Raw genomic sequence first — 22,600 nt, 5'->3', positions numbered from 1 at the left:
AGTATGTTAAAGGACCTTTCTTAAAATAACAAACTTCCCTCTAAAAGTCTATTCTTCTTGAAACATTGCCAATACTTATTTTATATGGAAAAAAATAAAAAAGACCTGTATAAATGGTCGCTAAAATCCGGCAGATCCATTACAATAATGTTAGCGCTTTATTTTTGACCGGTGTAAATAGTCTGAATTTTTAATATATTAAAAAGGAATGATTCCGTTTTACCTCAACTTGAAAGGGGTGATGCCTCCAAAACATTTTCAGCTTCATCTTCATTTTTCTTTGTCTTTACATCCCGTCATCAACGTCATGGTTTTAAACCTACTACATGTGAAAAGAAACTCCTGGAATGCATAATGGAAAAAGAAGGGACGGATTCATATGAACAAAGCAGTTGTCTATCGTGGAAAAGGAAAAGTAGAAATTGAGGATATTGGCTACCCTGAACTGATTTTAAAAGAAGGGCCCGGCGTTCCAAAATCAAACGTTGGGAGAAAATGTGAGCACGGAGTCATCCTGAAAGTTGTAACGACCAACATCTGCGGAAGTGACCAGCATATGGTCAGAGGACGTACGACAGCGCCGGAAGGACTGGCACTGGGTCATGAAATTACCGGAGAAGTTATTGAAGTCGGCAGAGACGTGGAATTTATTAAAAAGGGCGATCTCTGCTCTGTGCCGTTTAATATTGCATGCGGCAGATGCCAGATGTGCAAAGAGCAGAATACGCACGTCTGCCTGAATGTAAACCCGGAACGTCCAGGCGGAGCATACGGTTATGTAGATATGGGAGGCTGGGTCGGCGGCCAGTCGGAATATGTAATGGTTCCTTATGCGGACTTTCAGCTGTTGAAGTTTCCGGATAAAGACCTGGCAATGGAGAAAATAATGGACCTTACGATGCTGTCGGATATATTCCCAACCGGCTACCACGGCGTTTATTCAGCCGGAGTACGTACCGGGTCCACTGTATATATTGCAGGAGCCGGTCCGGTAGGTCTTGCAGCGGCCCACTCCGCACAGCTTCTGGGCGCCTCTACAGTTATCGTCGGCGACCTGAACGAAGACCGGCTGAAGCAGGCAAGAAGCTTTGGATGCGAAACGGTTAACCTGAGACAGCACGATAATCTAGGTGAACAGATTGATCAGATCCTCGGAGAGCCGGTTGTCGACTGCGCGGTTGATGCGGTAGGTTTTGAAGCATCAGGACACGGAGAAGGCGGAGGAGAGCAGCCTGCGATTGTATTAAACACAATTATGGATGTAACAAGAGTGGCTGGTAAGCTGGGCATCCCAGGTTTATATGTTACAGAAGATCCGGGTGCGTCAGACGAGGATTCAAAAGTAGGTTCACTTAAAGTGAGATTTGGACTTGGCTGGGCAAAAGCCCATACGTTTGTAACAGGGCAGACGCCTGCAATGCAGTATAACAGAGACTTAATGAAAGCCATTTTGTCCGGTAAAGCCCAAATTGCAAAAGCGGTGAATGCAACATTAATCAACCTGGATGAAGCACCTCACGGCTATCAGGACTTTGACAGCGGCGTAGCGAAGAAGTTTGTTATTGATCCGCACGGCTCTGTAAAACAATAATACGAGTACTACAAAAGCAGCAGGAAATACCTGCTGCTTTTTTTGATTGAAAACTAAGTAACTATATAGGGATACTTAACACTAAATATGGACGTTTAAATTTATTTTTATTCAATATATGCTATATTTACGCCTTTTTACATAAATTTGAAGCAAAGGTGCCTTGACACGCTGCTCAGAAAAAAGATATAGTTTGTCTACAACAAAACCATATTAGTGGAAATAGGTGCTCTGATTGTCAATATCAGACTGAAAAGGGAAGACCGGTGTAAAGCCGGCGCGGTCCCGCCACTGTAACAGAAGAGTCACAGTTATTATGCCACTGGGAAGCAGATGCCCCCGGGAAGGCCGGCTGTGATGATGACGCTGGAGCCAGGAGACCTGCCTATTTTACCAACACCGATTTTTACCTACGGGAGATAGGACGGGTGTTCCTGAGCGTACCATATACGAGCCAGGAGTATTTCTGCATGCACTCTCCCTTAGTGCACAGCGGGAATACTCTTTTTTTATGAGATGGACGGATTCGGAACGGATCAGGACTAGTAAAAAAAGGGAGGATATTTTACAAATGAGCACATGGACCACAAGCAGCCTCGGCTATCCGAGGCTTGGAGAGAACAGAGAATGGAAAAAAGCACTGGAATCGTTTTGGAAAAAGAACATAACGCATGAAGAGTGGAAAGCAGAAATGAAAAGGCTGCGCCTCGAATCGCTTGCGAAACAGAAACAAAGAGGAATTGACTGGATTCCTGTAAATGATTTTACTTATTATGACCAGATGCTTGATATGTCGGTTATGTTTAACATCGTGCCGGAAAGATTTGGAACGTTCAGCGACGAAATACCAGACAGTGCCTACTTTGCTATGGCAAGAGGGTCTGAACACGCCCAGGCTTCCGAAATGACAAAATGGTTTAATACAAATTACCACTATATTGTTCCGGAAATGGAGCACGCTGTACCCCGGCTGACAAAGAATATACCGCTGGAAGCCTACCGTCAGGCAAAGCAGGAGCTTGGAATAGAAGGAAAGCCGGTCATTATCGGTCCTATTACTTATTTAAAGCTGGCGAAAGGGTATGATGAGTCGTCTTTTGCAGAACTTCTTGATACACTTCTTCCCTTATATGCTCAGGTTCTAAAAGAGCTGAAAGAGGAAGGCGTGCAGTGGATTCAGATAGATGAACCTTCGCTTGTCGCTTCTTTTCCTGAAAAGGAGATCGCGCATCTGGAAAAAGCCTATCGCTTCTTCGCACAGGAGGTACCGGGAATTTCTATTATGCTTCAGACCTACTTCGAAGGGATTGATCATTATCAGGAAATCACTTCTCTTCCTGTTGCGGGCATAGGACTTGATTTTGTCCACGGCTGGAAAAAGAATATAAATTCTTTAAATGCCCATGGTTTTCCTGAAGATAAAATATTAGGCGCCGGCATTATAGATGGAAGAAATATCTGGAAGAGTGATGGTATTAAAAAGAGTGTGGATATCCAGACGCTGCAAAATGCTGTTCCCGGAGACCGGATTTGGATTCAGCCATCCTGCAGCCTGCAGCATGTTCCAGTGACTGTTAAAAATGAAGCAAAGCTTGATCCTGTCCTAAAAGGAGCCCTTTCTTTTGCAGACGAAAAGCTGGACGAAATCAAGGATCTCCGTGAAGCATTGGCGGATGGGAACACAGCTCTTCTGCAGAAAAGCAGCGATGCTGTTGGAGCATTGGCAGACTCGGAATGGAGAACCAGAGCACGCGCTTCTGAAAAGGAAAATATACCATCTTCAAGAAAAGCATCGTTCAGCGAACGCCGCGGCGTCCAGCAGGAAAAATGGCAGCTGCCGCTGTTCCCGACTACTACAATCGGAAGCTTTCCGCAGACAAAAGAAGTCCGCGTAGCCCGGCAGAATGTAAAAAAAGGAACCATATCACAAGCAGAGTACGATGAATTCATTAATCAAAAGATAAAAGAATGGGTGGACATTCAAGAGGATATTGGTCTTGATGTTTACGTACATGGAGAATTTGAGCGTAATGACATGGTGGAGTTCTTCGGGGAAAAGCTGGCCGGCTTTGCTTTTACAACGAACGGATGGGTACAGTCCTACGGCTCCCGGTGCGTAAAGCCGCCGGTTATCTATGGAGACGTGGAATGGACCGAACCAATGACCGTAAAAGAATCCGAGTACGCCCAGTCGCTGACCACTAAGCCGATGAAGGGGATGCTTACCGGTCCGGTTACTATTCTGCAATGGTCCTTCGTCCGTGATGACATGGAAGAACGCGAGGTTACAAACCAGATCGCAGCAGCACTAAGTAAAGAAGTAGAAGCACTCGAGAAAGCCGGTATTGAAATGATACAGGTGGATGAGCCTGCAATCCGGGAAGGGCTGCCGCTGAAACACAGCGAGCATGAGCATTATCTGAACTGGGCCGTACGTGCCTTCCGCCTTGCTACATCCAATGTAAAGAACACCACGCAGATTCATACGCATATGTGCTACAGCGAATTTCAGGACATGATTGAATCAATACGCGCAATGGATGCAGACGTTATTTCCATTGAAACGTCCAGAAGCCATGGTGAACTTATCGAAGCATTCGAAACAGCTGTGTATGATAAAGGAATCGGCCTCGGAGTGTATGATATTCACAGCCCGAGAATTCCGGATACAGACGAAATGCTGCAGATGATTGACCGTGCGCTGCAGGTACTGCCGCCATCCCTTTTCTGGATTAACCCGGACTGCGGATTAAAAACACGGGATATCCCGGAAACAGTAGACGCACTAAAGAATATGACAGAAGCCGCCCGCCTCGTCCGGAAAAGATGGGCGCAGGAAGTGAACTAAGGAGAGTGCAGAATGACAGTAATATTTAAAGATAACGGCAGCCGTACCCTGGCTTTTGAAAAGCAGAGACTCGAAGCTTATATAGATGAAGTGACAGACGGATTTCCTGATCTCGATAAAGAAGAATACAAAGAAGCGGTTGTGTCCAACGTTTCTTACAAAGACAGCTATTCCGCCGACCAGATTACCCAGCTTCTTACGCTGCAGGCATCAGAGAGAATTGATAGAAACGGACCGCAGTGGACATATGTAGCTGCCCGGATCTATTTGAAAAAACTCTATAAGGAAGCTGCCAGAAACAGAGCATATGACGCAGAGGATAAATACGGATCGCTCTACGGACTGCTGAAAACGCTTGGAAGCAAAGGAGTGTACGACAGTACTCTTTTACGGGATTATTCGAAAGAAGAAATCATCGAACTCGAGCAGGCCATCAAGCCGGAGCGCGATGAATTGTTCACGTATGTCGGTGTGCTCACGCTTGCCCATAAGTATCTGGCCAGCGATAAAAGCAAAAATGTATATGAGCTGCCGCAGGAGCGTTTTATGGTCATTGCAATGAAGCTGATGATTGAAGAGCCGAAGCAGAATCGTCTGAACATGGTAAAAGAAGCCTATTGGGCGCTGTCTAATCTTTATATGACTGTCGCTACACCGACCCTGGCCAATGCAGGAAAAAATGTCGGTCAGCTGAGCTCCTGCTTTATCGATACAGTAGATGACAGCCTGCGCAGTATTTTTGATTCCAACACAGACGTTGCCAACCTTTCCAAAAATGGCGGAGGTGTAGGAATTTACTTCGGCAAGCTTAGAAGCCGGGGTTCTGATATAAAAGGATACAAAGGCGTTGCCGGCGGTATTATGGGCTGGATGAAGCAGCTAAATAATACGGCAGTGTCCGTAGATCAGCTGGGCCAGCGCCAGGGGGCATTCGCCGTTTACCTGGACGTATGGCATAAAGATATTCTCGAGTTCCTGGACGTGAAGCTCAACACGGGAGACGAGCGGATGCGCACCCATGATATCTTTACAGGCGTGTGCCTGCCTGATCTGTTTATGGAAAAAGTAGAAAGCCGCGAAGACTGGTACTTGTTTGATCCCCATGAAGTAGAAAAAGTGATGGGCTGGTCTCTTGAGGATTTCTACGATGAAAAAGAAGGCAGAGGCTCGTTCCGCGAAAAGTATCAGCAGTGCATGGATCATCCTGATATTTCCAGAGAACGGATCCCGGCTATTGAAATTATGAAACGTGTGATGAAATCCCAGCTGCAGACCGGAACGCCTTATATGTTTTACCGTGATACGGTAAACCGGGAAAACCCGAACAAGCATGAAGGCATGATTTACAGCTCCAACCTCTGCACAGAAATTATGCAGAATATGAGTGCTACGGTTATTAAAGAAGAAAAACTCACGCCGGAAGGTACGATCATTACCGAAAAAACACCGGGAGATATGGTTGTCTGCAACCTTTCTTCGATTTCACTTGCCAGAGCAGTTACAGAAGATGTGCTGGAGCGGCTGATTCCTGTACAGGTGCGTATGCTTGATAATGTGATTGACTTGAATCATATTGAAGTCCTGCAGGCCCAGCTTACAAACAAACGCTACCGGGGCATCGGACTTGGCACGTTCGGCTGGCACCATCTATTGGCCCTGAAAGGCATCCGCTGGGAATCTGAAACAGCTGTAGCCTATGCAGATGAGCTTTACGAAAAAATCAGCTACCTGACGCTTGAAGCCAGCTGCAGGATTGCTGAAGAAAAAGGCGCCTATCCACTATTTGAAGGAAGTGAATGGGAAAGCGGTGCCTACCTGGAAAGAAAATATGATTCAAAGGAATGGGACGAGCTGCGCACGCGCATCCAGAAAAGCGGTATCCGCAATGGCTATCTGATGGCGGTAGCACCTAATGCCACCACGTCACTCATTGCAGGTTCCACCGCAAGTATTGACCCTATTTACCGCCAGGAATACGTGGAGGAGAAAAAAGGCTACCGCTCCCCGGCTACGGCTCCTGACATCAGCTCCAAAACGATCTGGTATTACAAGTCGGCGTTTAATATTGATCAGTCCTGGAGCATCCGCCAGAATGCGGCACGCCAGAAGCATATTGATCAGGCAGTCAGCTTTAATCTATATATTCCGCGGGACATTAAAGCCAAAGAATTTTTGGATATGCATCTGCAGGCATGGTCAGCCGGCCTGAAAACCACGTATTATACACGCTCTACCTCAACGGTTATCGAAGACTGCGAAAGCTGCTCGAGTTAAAGAGGAAAGAAAAAAGGAGGTATCCGCATGGCTACTTTACAAAAGCGCAAGCTGTACGACACGACAGCACCAAATAAATCAACAGGCATCATTAACGGCCAAAGCTCAAATATACTAAACTGGGATCAGACGGCGCGCAAGTGGGCTTACCCTATGTACAAAAATATGCTCCGCAACTTCTGGATTCCGGACGAAGTAAGCCTGATCAACGACCGTAACCAGTACAAGCAGCTCAGTGATGATGAACGGGAAGCATTTAATAAAATTATCGGGCTGCTTGCTTTTCTGGACAGCGTGCAGACGGACTTTTCTTCGAAGGTATCTGAATACCTGACTGATTCCAGCCTGTCGGCACTTATGTCGGTGCTGGCCTTTCAGGAAGTAGTGCACAATGAGTCGTATACGTATGTTCTCTCTAGCGTAACGGACGGCGACACCCAGGAGAAAGTTTTTGAATACTGGAAAACGGATGAAGTATTATTGGAACGCAACAAGTTTATTGCAGATGGCTACACCGATTTTACCGAAAATCCAACCCAGGAAAACTTTATCCGTGCCATTGTGTATGATGTTATTCTGGAAGGGTTATTTTTCTATTCCGGATTTGCCTTTTTCTACAACCTGGCGAGAAATGAAAAAATGCTCGGCACTTCCAAAATGATTAACTTCATTAACCGGGATGAGCAGATTCACGTTAACCTGTTTGTGCATATTTTAAAAGAAACCCTGCAGGAGAATCCTGAGCTGAATACAGACGAGTTCGCTTCTTTTGTAAAAGAAACATTCATTGAAGCGGCGGAGCTTGAAATCAAATGGGGCAACTATGTCATCGGTAATAAAATTGATGGGATTAATGCCAACGAACTGGAGAGCTATATTAAGTTTATGGCAAACAAACGGATCAAAGAACTTGGCTTTGACGCGGTGTTTGAAGGCTACAACAAAAATCCAATGCGCTGGGTTTCTGTTTATAATGACAACACTACTGGTAAAGCCGACTTTTTTGAAACGACGGTGACGGACTACAACCTGGTCGATTCGGACAACGATTTCGACTCTCTATAATAAAATAAAGGCTCTTTCCCGTTTTTAGGGAGAGGGCTTTTTAACATGCTGTAAAATATGCCGGGCACTCATGCTATGATAGAAAAAAAGAGGAGGAGAAGCCGGTGAAGATAGCAACGATTGGAACAAACTGGATTACAGAAGCATTTATTGAAGCGGGTAAAGAAGTGGAAGGTTTTGAACTGCAGGCCGTTTTTTCAAGAGATCAGGAGAAAGCAGAGGCGTTTGCCTCAAAAAATGGAGCAGCAAAAGCTTACAACAGCCTGGAGGCGATGTTTGCTGATCCGGAGGTGGAGGCCGTTTATATTGCGAGCCCCAACAGGTATCACGCCGAACAGGCGCTGGCAGCCATGGATAAAGGAAAGCATGTTATCTGCGAAAAGCCTTTATGCTCGAATGAAAAAGAAGCAGATGCTCTTATAAAAAAAGCAGAGCAAATGCAGGTTGTGCTTATGGAAGGCATTAAAAACATGTATACTCCTGCTTTTAAAGAAATTACGAGTCATTTAGAGAAAGCAGGACCGATCCGCCGCGTATACCTTCAGTACTGTCAGTATTCCAGCCGCTATGATGCCTATAAAGAAGGAACGGTATTGAATGCATTTAAGCCGGAGCTCTCCAACGGCTCGAGTATGGACCTGGGGGTATATCTTTTTCATCCGGCCATTGCCTGGTTTGGACGTCCGTCGCGCATTATGGCTATGGGATACAAGCTCGAAACGGGAGTAGATGGACAGGCCTGCGTTCTTATGCAGTACGAAGGATTTGAGGTTATTATTTCATACTCCAAAATTATGGGGTCATCTCTCGCCAGTGAAATTCAGGGAGAAGACGGTGTGCTGCGTATAGATAATGTAAATACACCGGAAGAAGTTGCGTTTTTACCGCGCGGAGGCAAAGAAGAAAAGCTGTCAATGCCTTCCGGGCGCCCGGCAATGAGCTATGAGATAGAAGAATTTATACATTTGATAAAGTCCGGCGGCGAACGGCACGTCACGCTGCAGCAGTCCAGAGACGTATTGTCCGTGATAGATGAAGTCAGGCAGCAGCTGGGTGTTGTGTACGAAGCGGATTGAATCTTCCTTTTTATTCCTTTATACTGGGAGTATATGTAATTAATTCCCATAATAAGAAAAAATACCTCAGTTATGTTGAGGTATTTTTTTATTATTGACGCATTTATTGTGTTGGTGTACTATTTAACTAGAACACTAATGCAGAGGAGATGAATGATGAAAAGCTGGATTGGATTATGGAAAAAAGAGATGCGTTTAATGAAGCCTATATTTACAGCGGGGCTGCTGCTGATCGCTCTGGTACTCAGTATCACACTTATAGTGCCTTTGGTCCGGGGCACAGATCCGATTAATGCTTCTGCCATACTATTGGGAGCAGGGATTTTTACTCAATTTGCATATATTCCTGTATTTTTTATTATCAGTTTCTACAGGGAGAACAGGCATTTGGAAGTATGGCTTCACACGCCGCAGAGTATTTTGAAGCTGTTGTCTGCCAAAATAGCGAGTGCCTTGGCATGTGGAGCCGTTACGCTGCTGGTGAATGGGGTATTGTTTTTGATATTTTTCGGACTGGCGGTTCCGGAGCAGGTAAGATTCCCCTCAATAGGTGAACTGCTTACTGCATCTCTTTTAGGGGCTCTTACCATACTGTTTTTCTCACTGATGATTGGTATGTTTGTTATTTTATTTTTCAGTCTTTATTTAGTAATTAAGCCATACGCAGGCAAGTGGTTTTCCATTTTAATTGTCTTTGTTTTAGTGATTGGCGGAAGCTGGATCTATACGAAATTCTCGAATTCAGGTGTGTATGAAACACTCACCATGTGGGGAGAAATTTCGGTTAACTTTCAAACAGGAGTGCTCGGACAGATTGCTGCACAGGCTCCTTACAGTTTTTACACCGGTACATTTGTTTATGGCATAGTGGAAGCATTGATTGTGCTGGTTATTGCTTCGTTTCTGCTTGAAAAAAGAGTGGAGGTGTAGACAATGGCAGCATCCTTTGATGCATCAAAGCCGATTTATAAACAGTTAGCCTCTCAAATGTACTGGAGAATATTAAGAGAAGAATGGAAACCGGGAGAAAAGCTTCCTTCCGTCAGGGACACCGCAGTGGAATTCGGCGTAAATCCAAATACCGTGTCCAAAACCTATAGTGAAATGGAAAGGGACGGCGTCGTGGAAACGAAAAGAGGCCAGGGTACATTCGTAACGGAAAACAAAGAGGTGCTTTTTAAGCTCCGTGAGAGTTTAAAGCAGGAACAGATCAGCCAGTTTACAAAAGAAATGAAAGCAATGGGATTTTCTGCCGAAGATATTCTTTCAGGAGTAGAGCACTATTTAAAGGGGGAAGATCATGATTGAACTGCATGGAGTGTGCAAAAGCTATCGACGGAAAAAAGCGGCGGATGATATTAATTTTACTCTTCCGGAGGGCTCAGGCATTGTGGGTGTTATCGGAGCAAACGGCAGCGGTAAATCAACGCTTTTGAAGTTGATCGCCGGGCTGGCAAGACCGGACAAAGGCAGCATTCGGTTCAATGGTGACAAAGTGACCCGCCGCACCTCTTCCGAAATAGCCTATCTGCCGGAGATGGAAAGTTATTATTCTTTTTATACTGTCAAAGAAATGATTGATTTTTACGCTTCGCAGTTTCCGGATTTTAACCGGGAAAAAGCTGCTGACATGATAGCGTTTATGAATATTGAAGAGAAAAGCAAAATCAAATCGCTCTCGAAAGGAAACAGGGGGCGTGTCAAAATAATGCTCGCCCTTTCCAGAGATGCCTCCGTTGTATTAATGGATGAGCCCCTTTCCGGTCTTGACCCTATGGTGAAAGAATCCATTGTAAAAGGGCTGATTTCCTATATTGACGTAGAAAAGCAGACCGTTCTTCTGACGACGCATGAGCTGGGCGAAGTAGAACCGCTTCTCGACCAGGTTATGCTGATGAAAGAGGGAAAAGTACTGGCCTGGGAATACACGGAAGACATTCGATTAAAGCATGGGTTAAGTACAGTAGAGTGGATGAAATCGCATTATGAGATCAAGGAGGCAGCTTATGAATGAGAATCCAATTGTAAAAATCGAAGGACTGACGAAAACACTGGGACGTAAAAATGTAGTGGACGATATTACCGTAGATATATATGGAGGAGAAGTGTTTGGTTTTCTGGGTCCGAACGGGGCCGGGAAGACAACGACGATCCGAATGATGCTTGGCTTAATGAAAGCCTCCAAAGGAGATGTGCAGATAAACGGCTTCAGCGTCAAAAAACAGTTTGTCCAGGCGATGGAGCATGTCGGCGGCATTGTCGAAAACCCGGAAATGTACGGTTATATGAGTGGATATCAAAACCTTGTCCATTATGCCCGGATGAACGGAATCACCACCAAAGGAAGAATCGACCAGGTTCTGGACGTTGTTGGTATGCGGGAATCGAGCGGACAGAAAGTAAGACGCTATTCGCTTGGTATGAGACAGCGTCTAGGACTCGCTCAGGCCCTGCTTCACAAGCCGAAGCTTCTTATACTCGATGAACCGACAAACGGCCTCGACCCCGCAGGAATCCGCGAAATGAGGCGCCATCTGCGCTATCTGGCAGAAGAAGAGGGAATGGCTGTATTTGTATCCAGCCACCTGTTGTCAGAAATGGAATTGATGTGTGACCGCATCGGTATTATTCAAACAGGAAAGCTTATTGACGTGCAGAACGTTCATGATTTTGTCGGCGGCATTGAGGAAAAAACGCTTCATCTTACGGTGGATCCGATACGTGAAGCCCAGAAAATCCTAAAAGTTCATTTTCCTAAACAAACGATGATTACCAAAGGGAAAACGATCCAGCTGCAGACGGCCCCTGACAAAGTGCCGGAGTTGATTACAGAGCTTGCCGGAGCCGGTATTAATATTTATGAAGCATCTTTAAACGGCGGCACGCTGGAAGATAAATTCTTAAAGGTGACTGGAGGGGAAGGCGTTGTCTAAATTTACTGCTTTAGTCAAAAATGAATTCATGAAGCTTTTCAGTAGAACAGGAACCTGGGTAATGGCTGGCATTTTAGCTGTAGTTATTATCGGGGGCGCTTTAATTACATTATTAAATACAGAGCCGCCGGCGGATAATTGGAGAGCGGAAGTACAGCAGCAGGTGGAAGGCGATCGGGAAGCGCTGGCTGAAGATCCAGAAGCGGTCTTCCTACAGGAAAGATTAACATTAAATAACTACCGGCTGGACAATGATATTGCACCTATTAATGATGCTACCCAGTGGGGTTTTGTTGATTTTGTCTCCATCTTAACGATGTTTGTAACCTTGTTTACCGTAATTGCAGCGACGTCGAGCGTAGCAGGGGAGTTTACCAACGGAACGATTAAGCTGCTGTTGATCCGTCCGGTCAAGCGCTGGATGATTCTGCTGTCGAAGCTGATAGTCAGTCTGTTTTATGCGGCAGGGCTGCTGCTATTGTTATTTGTTACAGCGTACCTTGCCGGAGGGCTTTTCTTTGGCTTTCAGTCGCCGCAGCTGACTACTCTTTATATAGATAACGGACAGGTAGTAGAACAGAGTATGGCAGCCAGCATTTGGGCAGGATACGGTCTTGCAATGGTGAACCTGGTGATGATGACGATCTTTGCGTTTATGATTGCAGCTATTTTCCGGAACAGCTCGATCGCGATAGGTCTTACGATATTTCTTATGTTTGCAGGCACAAATGTGGTTGTATTTCTAAGCCAGTATGACTGGGCAAAATATATTCTTTTTGCGAACACGGATCTGCGCATGTACTTTGGAACAGGGGAGCCGTTGATTGACGGAATGACGCTGGGTTTTTCTATTGTGATTCTGGCCATCTATTTTGCTGTGTTTGCTTTCCTTACTTTCTTCGTTTTTTCCAAACGGGATGTGGCAGCCTAAATAAAGCTTTCTATTTTAGAAATATGGAGACCGGGGCTTTTCATGCTTGTTTTATGGGTATAAACTAAGAGAAGCATGAGGAGGTGGGCACACGTGGATTATAATAACAACACTCCAGTGGAAATGAACGTCCTGGAAATTAGAAATCTTTTAAAAGAAGGCAGCATAGAAAAATTCCGCGAGCCCTTTCTGGACCTTCACCCGAATGACCAGATGCAGGTTTTGTTTGAACTGGAAAAAGAGGAACGAAAGCAGCTGTATGCCTATCTGGAAGCAGAGGAGCTGGCAGCGGTATTTCAGCTGATGGAATACGAAGACCAGTTTTTTACTTCTATAGAGATGGACGATAAGCGTTTGGCTGCGGTTCTCAACGAAATGTATGCTGATGATGCAGCTGAATTTATAGGGAAAATCCCTCAGGCAGAGCGAAAAGAAGCTCTTCTGGATATGATGGATCAGACTGAAGCCCGCGAGGTCCGGGAGATTATGTCCTACCCGGAAAAAACGGCCGGCGCTGTTATGACGAAGGAATTTCTGGAAATATTTGCAGATCAGAGGATTGACGGGGTCATGGCCTATCTTCGGAAAGCCGGAAATGAGGCAGAGTCGGTCTATTACCTTTATGTGGTGGGAGCGGCCGGTGAGCTGGTTGGCGTTGTTTCCCTCCGGGATATTATTGTGAGCGATGCAGACCGTATCGTAAAAGACGTAATGAATACACAGGTTATTTCAGTCGATGAATATCTGGACCAGGAAGAGGCTGCCCAGATTATTAAAGACTATGACCTGCTTGCAGCGCCTGTTGTAACAAAGGACAATAAGCTTGTGGGCATTATTACATTTGATGACGCAATGGATGTACTCGAAGAAGAAGTAACCGAAGATATTGAAGAAATTTCTGCCTCCAAAGGTTCAACAGATCCAAGCCTGAATCCATTTCAGGCGGCCGCCAAACGGGCACCCTGGATTGTGCTGCTGATGTTTCTGGGATTAATTACGGCGAATTTAATTAATCAATACGAAGAGACGCTGGAAGCGATCGTCGTGTTGTCCGTATTTATCCCATTGATTATGGGGGCGGCCGGAAACGCAGGGACGCAGTCGCTTGCCGTTGTAGTCCGCAACCTGGCTACAGGGGCACTGGAAAAGAAAGGACTTTTCCTTATGCTGCGAAGAGAGCTCGGAACCGGTATATTAATGGGGGCAGCCTGTTCGGTCGTTCTGCTCGGACTGGTTACCTTATTGTATGGGAATATTGTTCTCGCTTTTATTGTAGCAGTTTCGCTGCTGCTGTCTCTGAGCGCGGCAGCGTTGATTGGAGCGGTTTTTCCGATTATTATTAACAAGCTTAAAATTGACCCGGCCGTTGCCTCCGGTCCCTTTATTACAACGATGAATGATATTGTCGGGCTGAGTATATATTTTTCCATTGCTACAGCCCTTTTGGAATATCTCTAAAAATCTTCCGGTTTCCGGAAGGTTTTTTTAATTTTGGAGCTTTTTCTATTGAGAAAAAACTGGATATAGGATAAGCTGTTCTATGCTTTGAAAAAATAGATAGCTAGGTAAATAGTATAAGAGGTGAAAGCATGGACGCAACGGCAGGAAAAACAAAATCTGCGGCAGCAGATACGAGTGAGATTAAAAAAGCCCCTATTATGATTTCTCTAATTATAGGTGCTTTCATCGCTATTTTAAACGAAACGCTGCTAAACGTAGCGTACACGGATTTAATGGCGCAGCTTCAAGTTTCAGCAGCTACAGTACAATGGCTTTCTACAGGCTTTATGCTTGTAGTGGGTATTCTAGTACCTGTTTCAGCTCTGCTGATCCAATGGTTTACCACAAGACAGATGTTTCTTGGAGCAATGGCGTTATTTACCGCCGGCACCTTGTTAAGCGGTCTGGCACCAAACTTTCCTGTTCTGTTGGCAGGGAGAATTATTCAGGCAAGTGGAACAGGTTTGCTGCTTCCTGTATTAATGAATACGATTCTAGTGCTTTTCCCGCCGGAAAAACGTGGAGGAGCGATGGGTATGATGGGTCTCGTTATTATGTTTGCGCCCGCCATCGGCCCTACGCTTTCCGGTATTATTGTTGAGTCATTGAACTGGCGCTGGCTTTTCTTTTTGATTCTTCCCTTTGCTTTGTTTTCCATTATTTTTGGAATGATTTATTTGAGAAACGTTTCTGACATTACCAAGCCGAAAGTGGACATTATTTCCATTGTATTATCCACCATTGGATTTGGGGGACTGGTGTTTGGATTTAGTAACGCAGGAGAAGGGGAAAGCGGATGGACGGATCCGGGAGTATATTTAACCATTGCCGCTGGTTTTGCAGCGCTTGGTATATTCGTCTGGCGTCAGCTGCGTCTCAAAGAGCCTATGCTCGATATGAGAGCCTTTAAATCACCGATGTTTTCACTGACGACAGTTCTGCTTATTATTATGATGATGACGATGTTTTCCACAATGATTATTCTTCCGCTTTATTTACAAGGAGGACTGGCTTTAACTGCTTTTGTAGCAGGACTGGCTCTTCTTCCGGGAGGATTGCTGAATGGAGCGATGTCTCCTATTGCCGGAAGATTGTTCGACAGATATGGACCGAGGGCGCTGGTTATTCCAGGTACAGCGCTGTTGGTAGTAACAATGTGGTTTTTCACGAACGTAACCACAGATACCGCGACCTGGCAGTTTGTTGTGTACCATTCCATGCTGATGCTGGGTATTTCGTTAGTTATGATGCCGGGACAGACGAACGGCCTGAATCAGCTCCCGCGGAAATACTATCCGCATGGAACAGCTATTCTTAATACGCTGCAGCAGGTAGCCGGCGCAATTGGAGTGGCGTTGTTTATCGGAATTATGACAGCAGCGGAAACTGGATATCTGCAGAGCGCAGTGAATCCGGAATCTGCTTCTGCGCAGCAGGAAGCACTAACATCCGGAGTGCAGGGTGCCTTTACGGTCGGGCTTATCTTCGCGATTATAGCGTTTATCCTGTCCCTGTTCATGAAGCGGACTACCGCACCGATTGAAATTGATTAAAAACAAGAAGAAGCAGCTCTCCTCCCGGAGAGCTGCTTTTTTATACCCAAATCAGGTGAACCATTGTGACCGTAACAATCATATACATAAAAGTAAGCGGAAGCCCCACTTTAATATAATCAGTAAATTTATAGCCGCCGGGCCCGTACACAATCAGGTTGGTCTGATAACCGATGGGGGTAATGAAGCTCGCAGAAGCTGCGATGGCAATGGTAACAAACAGGCCCATTGGATCGATTCCTACCTGCCCTGCTGACGCAAGGGCGATAGGGAACATAAGCACAGCTGCTGCATTATTCGTAATTACCTCCGTAAAAATATTAGTAAGAATATAGACGGCTGCAATCGTACCGATTATTCCAACGCCGGCTGTCCATGAAACGAGGTAGGTGGCAATGAATTCCGCAGCGCCGGTCTGTTGGAGGGCAGCTCCAATACCGATGGAACAGGCAATAAGAATCAGCACATTGAAATGCACATAATTTTTTGCGCCTTCCAGCGTAATCGTTTTTGTGAGTATTAGAACAATAACAGCAAGCATGGCAGACATAAACATCGACAGTACGTTAGTAGAAGCCAGCAGAATCATGCCGACCAGAGTAAATAAAGCGATCAGGGATTTTTTTTGAGGGACAAGCTCATTCTGGTCGGTCGTATTCATTAAATAAAACAGTTTGGATTCTTTATGTTTTTCCGCAAATTCACGGTCGCTCAGCAGCAGCAGCGTGTCCCCGGGCTTTAAAACAATATCGCCTACTTTGTTCTGGATCCGCGACTGAGCGCGGTGGACAGCCACGACCCCGGCCTGAAAACGGGAACGGAACTGATTTTCTTTTAAAGTAGAGTAGGCGAGCGGAGACTGGGAAGGAATAACCACTTCATTCAGGACCGCACGGCCATTGCTCAGCTCATCGAGTTCTATATCAGTGCCGGTTTCAACGCGGAGCCCTTTTACCTGATGAAGTTCAACAATGGTTGATAACAGGCCGGTAAAGATCAAACGGTCTTTTTCTTTTAATTGATAATACCCCGGCACTGGAGCAATTCTCTCTGTACCGCTGATTACTTCAATTAAATACAGGCCTTTTAAATTGCGTAGGCCGGCTTCTTCAATCGTTTTTCCGATTAAAGGAGATGCTTCGGTGATGCGGCTCTGGGCCAGGTATTCTTTAGCGTGCTCCGTGAAGGATTCTTCTGAGCTTTTCCGTACCGGCAGGAGTTTGTATCCTACCGTACTTAAATAAAGAATACCGAGAATGCAGGCAGGAAGGCTGACGGCAGTCAGCTGAAACATTGAAAATCCAGCCATATCCTGATCAAGCATCAGGCCGTGGATAATCAAATTGGTGGAAGTACCGATTAATGTAAGGGTTCCTCCAAAAATAGCAGCATATGATAAAGGAATAAGAAATTTTGACGGCGCTACATTGTGTTTTTTGCACCAATCCTTAATCACAGGAGTAAACATAACTACAATAGGCGTATTGTTAAGAAAAGCAGATAAACCGGATACAGGCACCATCATACGTGGAATCATAGAACTGGATCCGTCTTTTTTTCCTAGTGCACTATACACAAGCTGGTTCAAAACGCCGCTCTGCTGAACCGCGCCTGCTACAATAAACAACAGGCCGACTGTAAGCATTCCTTCATTGGAAAACCCAATGAGCGCATCTGCAGGAGCCAGAATACCGGTGAACATGAGAAAAGCCAAAGCACAGAACACAATAAAATCCGGCCGGGCTACTTCTTTCATTAAACAAATAAGCATAATAACAATGGTGCAGATAACAATAATGGCTTCCCAGCTCATGGTGCAATCCTCTTTTCAAACAAGTTTAATACCTAGTAAATGAATAGGTTTTATTGGATTATATAAGATTTTATAGATGATGTCTATTCTTATTTCATATGAAAGCTGTCTGGTTTACCTGAGCACGAATTCGGAAATAGAAGATAAATAGAGAAAAGGGGAGATTATTATGTATGATCTAATTGTGATTGGTGCCGGTCCGGCCGGTTCAAGTGCTGCTATATTTGCAGCGAAAGCCGGAAAACATACGTTAGTGATTGATAACGAACAAAGTATGACTAAAGCCGCCTGGGTGGAAAATCACTACGGTGCCCCGGATACGGCAGGCCCCGATTTATTGGAAACGGGAAAAAAGCAGGCCGAAAAACATGGTGCAGAGCGTATCATGGCGACGGTTATAAAATTGGAAGAACTGGAAAACGGGCGAATAAAAGTGTATTTAGAAGACAGGGATTTTGAAGCAGCATACGTACTATTAACAACCGGAAACAATCCCCAGCTGCCGGAAGCTGCAGGCATTGAAATGGAAGAAGGCACAGAGCCGCGTATAAAGAAAATTGTAAAAACAGATGCCTCAGGACGAACGTCCATGAAGCGTGTGTGGGCTGCGGGAACCATTGCCGGAGTGAGTGTCCATACGATCATCACTTCCGGTGACGGAGCCCGGACAGCTGTTAATATTCTCAGCGAAATGAACGGAAAACGTTACGTTGACCATGATGTACTGAAAAAATAACAAAAAGCATGCAGGCTGCCTGCATGCTTTTTGTTATTTATGCAATAGATTCTTCCTGGTGATTTTTTTCAATATTATCAACAAAAAGCTTAACGCTTGTAATAGACAGGTCGGTCATAGGCTGAACCGCTTCTATCACTGCTGATTTTACACGCTGCTGCAGAGATTGAAGGTTTTCGCCGTAACGGGCCGTGACTGTCAGCTCCAGGGAAAGGGAGTTGTCATTTCTAAAAGCCTGTACACCTTTGCGCGGGTTGTCGTTTCCAAGTCGTTCTGTCATCCGGTCGGCGACGTTTCCGCTCATACCAACAATACCCTTCACATTTTTAGTGACGGAAGCGGCCGTTCTTTCAATGGTTTCCCGATTATATTCGCCCGGATTTGAATTTGCCTGCGTATCTTCCGGATGAATACGTCCCTGGTGTGGGTTGTGCTCCATATAATCACCTCATTTTTAAGCCCTTTACGGGTGTATTATTGTACTTTCTGCTTGGAGCGCTGAGAAGACTGCTCTGCACCTTCTACTTTAAGGTTCAGGCTTTTGATGGTTACTTCTGCATAGTTCTCCACGTCATGACGGATGGATTCTTCTACCTCCTGTGATAAGTAGGACTCATTCGTTCGTTCATCTGCCGATACGGTTACATTCAGCGTGACGACATTCTCTCCGGCGCGGGAACAGGATACATCTACATGCCGGACACCCGGTTTCGTAGCAGCACTTCTGTGAGCGATATCTTCTACGGTTTCCATAGGCACCTGGATACTGCCATGAGAAGAAGTGGTATTAATGTACTTTACTTTCTTTGGTTTTTTCTTTGGCTTGAATGCAGGAATAAGAAATAGTAAGCATATAAGAGCCCATGCACATACAGTTATTAATCCAATCCACCAGCTCCGTGACATATAAGAAGCCTGAAGAAAGTAGGTTTCAACGGCCTGAAGGGCGGGCTGCCATTGGAAAAGTCCGGCAATTACAAGGCCTGCCAAAGCTAAGTTGAGCAGTACGAATAGAAATAAAAAAAAGCGTAAAATAATAGTCATCGTTGGTTCCTCCTCTCTAATTAACATAGTGCATTGCTTACTAGATACCCGAAATACAAGGGTTGTAACCCAAAGGAAGCACATCACTTTTCATAAAAAAAACCGGCAGGGTCTGTCCCTGCCGGTTGTTGTGCTTATTTTTTTGTATCGTCTTCTTTATCCCAGGCTTCTACATTCTTTAATCCTGGAATAGTGTTTTTATAAAAAACAGGATCCTGTCCTAATTTCTTTTGGCGTTTATAGTCATTTAATGCGGCTACCGCTGTTTTGGTAAGCAGGGCAATCGCTATAAGGTTTACTACAGCCATACTTCCCATAAATACATCAGCGAGGCTCCAGATTAAGTCCAGGGAAAGCATGGATCCAATCAGAACCATAGCAAGAAACGCGATACGGAAAATCTGCACATACAGCCGATTTTCTGTAATAAATTCAATGTTTACTTCTCCGTAATAGTAGTTACCAAGCAGGGAACTGAAAGCAAAGAAGAAAATTGCCAGTGAGACAAAGGTTTGGGCCCATGCTCCAAAATGGGTATCAAATGCCATCTGTGTGAGCTGGATACCTTCCATTTCTCCTACGGTATGAACGTCGGCAAGAATAATAATGAAAGCTGTAGAACTACAGATGATGAGCGTATCTGTAAATACACCAAGTGCCTGTACAAGCCCCTGTTTCACCGGATGCGTAACATAAGCGGTAGCGGCCGCGTTTGGTGCACTACCCATACCTGCTTCGTTTGAGAACAGTCCACGTTGAATACCATTCATTAAGGCCGCAGCAACTCCGCCGCCTACAACTTCCTGGATTCCGAATGCATTGCCGATAATCAGGCCGAATACGGCAGGAACTTCTGTAATGTTCATGATCATAATAATGATAGCTGCGAATATGTAAAGCAGGGCGAAAATAGGGACAATAACTTCGGCCACAACAGCGATACGGCGTATGCCTCCATATATAATGATACCTATCAGAACAGCGATGCCAATTCCGATAAAGATGGGATCGATATTATAGGAGCCGCTGAAAGCAGCTGCAATGGTGTTGGACTGTACGGCATTAAAGATCAGCCCGAAACAAAGCGTGATTAATATGGCAAAAAGAACACCCATCCACCGGGCACCAAGCGCTTTTTCCATATAATACGCAGGCCCGCCGCGAAATCCGTCTTTATCTTTCACTTTATATATCTGGGCCAGGGTGCTTTCAACAAAGCCGGTAGCAGCACCGAGAAGGGCAATAACCCACATCCAGAATACGGCACCGGGACCACCGACGGTGATCGCAATAGCAACACCGGCAAGGTTTCCTGTACCAACTCTTGCAGCTGTACTAATAGCAAAAGCCTGGAAAGGCGTCGTACCTTTTTTTTCTTTGAAGTCATCGTGGTTCGTTCCTTTGAACAGCTGGGTGATCATTTCGCCCAACAACGAGAACTGAACAAATCCCGTGCGAATCGTAAAGAAAACTCCCAGAATCAACAGCAGTGCAATAAGTACGTAAGTCCAAAGCAGGTTGTTCGCTAAAGACACTAAATCTCCCAAAGGGGAGTCCATCGTAAACCAATTTGCCATGGTAGGCCTCCTTTTAAAAAGTTATGTGTGTATAAGGTCATAGTCCATAATATCATATAATTTTAGCTTGTTATGCACTTAATATAATAGAAGAAAAAAACATTTATTCAGGCAGACTGAATAAAGACAAGGTAGGTGTATATATATGCATTAACTTTGATAGAGAGCTATTTTGACAGAATTATTTTTGATGATGATAGACGCAATTGATCGTTTGGTTACGCTTTATGCAGTCTGCCTGCATATTTGAACAAATGCTTTTTTTCACCACTATTCCTGAACGATTGTTACATCATTTGAGCTTCTGTATTTATATACATATTTATGGATATAATTTAAATTAATTTTTCTTTTTCAAATCTTCCCGATTGTAAGCAATATCATATCGGTTTTCCGGATCCGCAAATTTATTGAACCGCAGCTGCAGCAGATGAAAAAGATGAATAATAATAACTTTCAGGATAGCGTAGCTTGGGATAGCTAAAATGACCCCGACAACTCCTAAAAGGTGGGCAGCAGTCAATAAAATAAAAATAACGGTTACCGGATGAATCCGAAGGCGTTTCCCCATAATCTGCGGAGAGATAAATTTCCCTTCCAACAGCTGTACGACTGTCCAGACCACCAGCAGCTTAACAAGCATAAATGGAGAAGTGACTACTGCAATAATTAAAGCGGGCGTGATAGCAATAGCGGGGCCCAGATATGGAACGATTGCAGTGACGCTGGCAATGGCAGCCAGCAGAAGCGCATAATCTAGCCCTATAATAATAAATCCGATATAGAGGCTTACCCCGATGCACAGGCTTACCAGAAGCTGGCCCAGGATGTAGGAGCCAATCTGATGATCGATGTCTTTGAATATTTTCGCAGCATCATCACGGACACGGGGAGGAAACAGCCGAAGTACTGCTTTCGGAAATTTTTCTCCTTCTTTTAAAAGATAAAATAAAATAAAGGGCAGGGTAATGAGTGCCACTACGATATTTGTAACCTGGGCGACAACAACCGCAAGCCCCTCAAAGGTATCTCCGGCATAATTGGATATTGTAGAAGGAATATCGGACAGTCCCTGTTCAATACTGGTGGACACACTGGCGTAAACATCCTGAAAGATAGACTGCTGAAGCCATTGATCGATTCCGGTGCCCATTTGTTCCAAATAGTCGGGAAGATCCTGGACTAAACTGGCAAATTGAGTTTCCAAAAATGGTATAATAGACGAGATTAGGAATATGATTCCTCCCAATAGTACACTCATGATGAACAAAATACTGAAAATTCGTTTAACTTTCCGCCTTTCCAGGAATAATACAAAAGGACGAAGAAGATAATAAGCGATAACGGCAAGGATAATAGGCAGGGCTGCCGTTTCAATAATGACTACGAGTGGATGGAAAATAAATGATATCTGCGAATAGATCCAAATGATTATTCCTAAAAATAAAATAAGTGCAAGCGTGTAAAGAAGGTTCTGGCCGCCCAGAAACCGGGAATATCTAGTAGAGAACCTGTTCATTATAGTCTCCTTTCAAGAGAAAAAACGTGCTCAATTACAGAAATAGATATATATTAAATATAATGAGTTATTTTGTCCGAAAAGTACATATAAAAGCAGAAAATCCGGTTTTACATATTCATTTACCAGGGAGGGAAGAG

General features: G+C 44.7%; 18 protein-coding genes and 1 riboswitch. Of the genes, 13 read left to right on the top strand and 5 right to left on the bottom strand.

Annotated features, from left to right (window positions below):
• Positions 1–379: 379 nt before the first annotated feature.
• The 12 genes from fdhA to ATL39_RS08260 all read left to right on the top strand — a co-directional run bounded on the left by fdhA (position 380) and on the right by ATL39_RS08260 (position 15,771).
• Positions 380–1,591, top strand: a complete 1,212-nt coding sequence (gene fdhA, locus ATL39_RS08315) for a formaldehyde dehydrogenase, glutathione-independent (protein ID WP_120192884.1) — start codon at positions 380–382, stop codon at positions 1,589–1,591.
• Between the two features lie 207 nt (positions 1,592–1,798).
• A riboswitch (cobalamin riboswitch) is annotated at positions 1,799–1,994 on the top strand.
• Positions 1,995–2,162: 168 nt separating this feature from the next.
• Positions 2,163–4,439, top strand: a complete 2,277-nt coding sequence (metE, locus tag ATL39_RS08310) for a 5-methyltetrahydropteroyltriglutamate--homocysteine S-methyltransferase (RefSeq protein WP_120192883.1) — start codon at positions 2,163–2,165, stop codon at positions 4,437–4,439.
• Positions 4,440–4,451: 12 nt separating this feature from the next.
• Positions 4,452–6,713, top strand: a complete 2,262-nt coding sequence (locus ATL39_RS08305) for a ribonucleoside-diphosphate reductase subunit alpha (RefSeq protein WP_120192882.1) — start codon at positions 4,452–4,454, stop codon at positions 6,711–6,713.
• A gap of 27 nt (positions 6,714–6,740) precedes the next feature.
• The gene (locus ATL39_RS08300) at positions 6,741–7,778 is read left to right on the top strand and encodes a ribonucleotide-diphosphate reductase subunit beta (protein ID WP_120192881.1); all 1,038 of its coding nucleotides are present in this window, start codon (positions 6,741–6,743) and stop codon (positions 7,776–7,778) included.
• Between the two features lie 104 nt (positions 7,779–7,882).
• Complete coding sequence (locus ATL39_RS08295; RefSeq protein WP_120192880.1) at positions 7,883–8,854, top strand: Gfo/Idh/MocA family protein; 972 nt, start codon at positions 7,883–7,885, stop codon at positions 8,852–8,854.
• A 156-nt stretch (positions 8,855–9,010) separates the two neighbouring features.
• On the top strand, positions 9,011–9,784 hold the full coding sequence (locus ATL39_RS08290) for a hypothetical protein (RefSeq protein ID WP_120192879.1): 774 nt from the start codon (positions 9,011–9,013) through the stop codon (positions 9,782–9,784).
• A 3-nt stretch (positions 9,785–9,787) separates the two neighbouring features.
• On the top strand, positions 9,788–10,162 hold the full coding sequence (locus ATL39_RS08285) for a GntR family transcriptional regulator (RefSeq protein ID WP_120192878.1): 375 nt from the start codon (positions 9,788–9,790) through the stop codon (positions 10,160–10,162).
• Positions 10,155–10,868 carry an ABC transporter ATP-binding protein gene (locus tag ATL39_RS08280; RefSeq protein WP_120192877.1) on the top strand — a complete coding sequence of 238 codons (714 nt, stop codon included), beginning with the start codon at positions 10,155–10,157 and terminating at the stop codon, positions 10,866–10,868. Before ATL39_RS08285 ends, ATL39_RS08280 begins: the two co-directional genes overlap by 8 nt.
• On the top strand, positions 10,861–11,787 hold the full coding sequence (locus tag ATL39_RS08275) for an ABC transporter ATP-binding protein (RefSeq protein WP_120192876.1): 927 nt from the start codon (positions 10,861–10,863) through the stop codon (positions 11,785–11,787). The genes ATL39_RS08280 and ATL39_RS08275 overlap by 8 nt, the downstream gene beginning before the upstream one ends.
• On the top strand, positions 11,780–12,718 hold the full coding sequence (locus ATL39_RS08270) for an ABC transporter permease (RefSeq protein ID WP_120192874.1): 939 nt from the start codon (positions 11,780–11,782) through the stop codon (positions 12,716–12,718). The genes ATL39_RS08275 and ATL39_RS08270 overlap by 8 nt, the downstream gene beginning before the upstream one ends.
• Positions 12,719–12,811: 93 nt before the next feature.
• On the top strand, positions 12,812–14,176 hold the full coding sequence (gene mgtE / locus ATL39_RS08265; RefSeq protein WP_245960954.1) for a magnesium transporter: 1,365 nt from the start codon (positions 12,812–12,814) through the stop codon (positions 14,174–14,176).
• Positions 14,177–14,307: 131 nt separating this feature from the next.
• On the top strand, positions 14,308–15,771 hold the full coding sequence (locus tag ATL39_RS08260) for a DHA2 family efflux MFS transporter permease subunit (RefSeq protein WP_120192873.1): 1,464 nt from the start codon (positions 14,308–14,310) through the stop codon (positions 15,769–15,771).
• Between the two features lie 40 nt (positions 15,772–15,811).
• On the opposite strand, the gene ATL39_RS08255 is transcribed toward ATL39_RS08260, so the two are convergent.
• Complete coding sequence (locus ATL39_RS08255) at positions 15,812–17,584, bottom strand: SLC13 family permease (protein ID WP_120192872.1); 1,773 nt, start codon at positions 17,582–17,584, stop codon at positions 15,812–15,814.
• A 169-nt stretch (positions 17,585–17,753) separates the two neighbouring features.
• Here ATL39_RS08255 and ATL39_RS08250 point away from each other — a divergent pair, with 169 nt between their 5' ends.
• Positions 17,754–18,320, top strand: a complete 567-nt coding sequence (locus ATL39_RS08250; RefSeq protein ID WP_120192871.1) for an NAD(P)/FAD-dependent oxidoreductase — start codon at positions 17,754–17,756, stop codon at positions 18,318–18,320.
• 37 nt (positions 18,321–18,357) lie between these two features.
• On the opposite strand, the gene ATL39_RS08245 is transcribed toward ATL39_RS08250, so the two are convergent.
• The 4 genes from ATL39_RS08245 to ATL39_RS08230 all read right to left on the bottom strand — a co-directional run bounded on the left by ATL39_RS08245 (position 18,358) and on the right by ATL39_RS08230 (position 22,460).
• Positions 18,358–18,759, bottom strand: a complete 402-nt coding sequence (locus ATL39_RS08245) for an Asp23/Gls24 family envelope stress response protein (protein WP_120192870.1) — start codon at positions 18,757–18,759, stop codon at positions 18,358–18,360.
• A gap of 35 nt (positions 18,760–18,794) precedes the next feature.
• Positions 18,795–19,364, bottom strand: a complete 570-nt coding sequence (amaP, locus tag ATL39_RS08240) for an alkaline shock response membrane anchor protein AmaP (protein WP_170146874.1) — start codon at positions 19,362–19,364, stop codon at positions 18,795–18,797.
• A 134-nt stretch (positions 19,365–19,498) separates the two neighbouring features.
• Entirely contained in the window at positions 19,499–20,923 is a 1,425-nt protein-coding gene (locus tag ATL39_RS08235; protein WP_120193154.1) for an alanine/glycine:cation symporter family protein, read from the bottom strand.
• Between the two features lie 358 nt (positions 20,924–21,281).
• On the bottom strand, positions 21,282–22,460 hold the full coding sequence (locus ATL39_RS08230) for an AI-2E family transporter (protein ID WP_120192867.1): 1,179 nt from the start codon (positions 22,458–22,460) through the stop codon (positions 21,282–21,284).
• Positions 22,461–22,600 lie beyond the last annotated feature (140 nt).

Source organism: Sinobaca qinghaiensis (genome assembly GCF_003610495.1).
In the GTDB taxonomy this organism is placed as follows: Bacteria; Bacillota; Bacilli; order Bacillales; family Marinococcaceae; genus Sinobaca; species Sinobaca qinghaiensis.
The sequence above is the reverse complement of the archived record's forward strand: the minus strand, read 5'-3'. Positions and strand labels throughout refer to the sequence as shown.

What these genes read in the sequence shown, in the direction of transcription:
- fdhA (WP_120192884.1), top strand. Translation starts at nt 380, where the DNA reads ATGAACAAAGCAGTTGTCTATCGTGGAAAAGGAAAAGTAGAAATTGAG.
- metE (WP_120192883.1), top strand. Translation starts at nt 2,163, where the DNA reads ATGAGCACATGGACCACAAGCAGCCTCGGCTATCCGAGGCTTGGAGAG.
- ATL39_RS08305 (WP_120192882.1), top strand. Translation starts at nt 4,452, where the DNA reads ATGACAGTAATATTTAAAGATAACGGCAGCCGTACCCTGGCTTTTGAA.
- ATL39_RS08300 (WP_120192881.1), top strand. Translation starts at nt 6,741, where the DNA reads ATGGCTACTTTACAAAAGCGCAAGCTGTACGACACGACAGCACCAAAT.
- ATL39_RS08290 (WP_120192879.1), top strand. Translation starts at nt 9,011, where the DNA reads ATGAAAAGCTGGATTGGATTATGGAAAAAAGAGATGCGTTTAATGAAG.
- ATL39_RS08285 (WP_120192878.1), top strand. Translation starts at nt 9,788, where the DNA reads ATGGCAGCATCCTTTGATGCATCAAAGCCGATTTATAAACAGTTAGCC.
- ATL39_RS08280 (WP_120192877.1), top strand. Translation starts at nt 10,155, where the DNA reads ATGATTGAACTGCATGGAGTGTGCAAAAGCTATCGACGGAAAAAAGCG.
- ATL39_RS08275 (WP_120192876.1), top strand. Translation starts at nt 10,861, where the DNA reads ATGAATGAGAATCCAATTGTAAAAATCGAAGGACTGACGAAAACACTG.
- ATL39_RS08260 (WP_120192873.1), top strand. Translation starts at nt 14,308, where the DNA reads ATGGACGCAACGGCAGGAAAAACAAAATCTGCGGCAGCAGATACGAGT.
- ATL39_RS08255 (WP_120192872.1), bottom strand. Translation starts at nt 17,584, where the DNA reads ATGAGCTGGGAAGCCATTATTGTTATCTGCACCATTGTTATTATGCTT.
- ATL39_RS08250 (WP_120192871.1), top strand. Translation starts at nt 17,754, where the DNA reads ATGTATGATCTAATTGTGATTGGTGCCGGTCCGGCCGGTTCAAGTGCT.
- ATL39_RS08245 (WP_120192870.1), bottom strand. Translation starts at nt 18,759, where the DNA reads ATGGAGCACAACCCACACCAGGGACGTATTCATCCGGAAGATACGCAG.
- amaP (WP_170146874.1), bottom strand. Translation starts at nt 19,364, where the DNA reads ATGACTATTATTTTACGCTTTTTTTTATTTCTATTCGTACTGCTCAAC.
- ATL39_RS08235 (WP_120193154.1), bottom strand. Translation starts at nt 20,923, where the DNA reads ATGGACTCCCCTTTGGGAGATTTAGTGTCTTTAGCGAACAACCTGCTT.
- ATL39_RS08230 (WP_120192867.1), bottom strand. Translation starts at nt 22,460, where the DNA reads ATGAACAGGTTCTCTACTAGATATTCCCGGTTTCTGGGCGGCCAGAAC.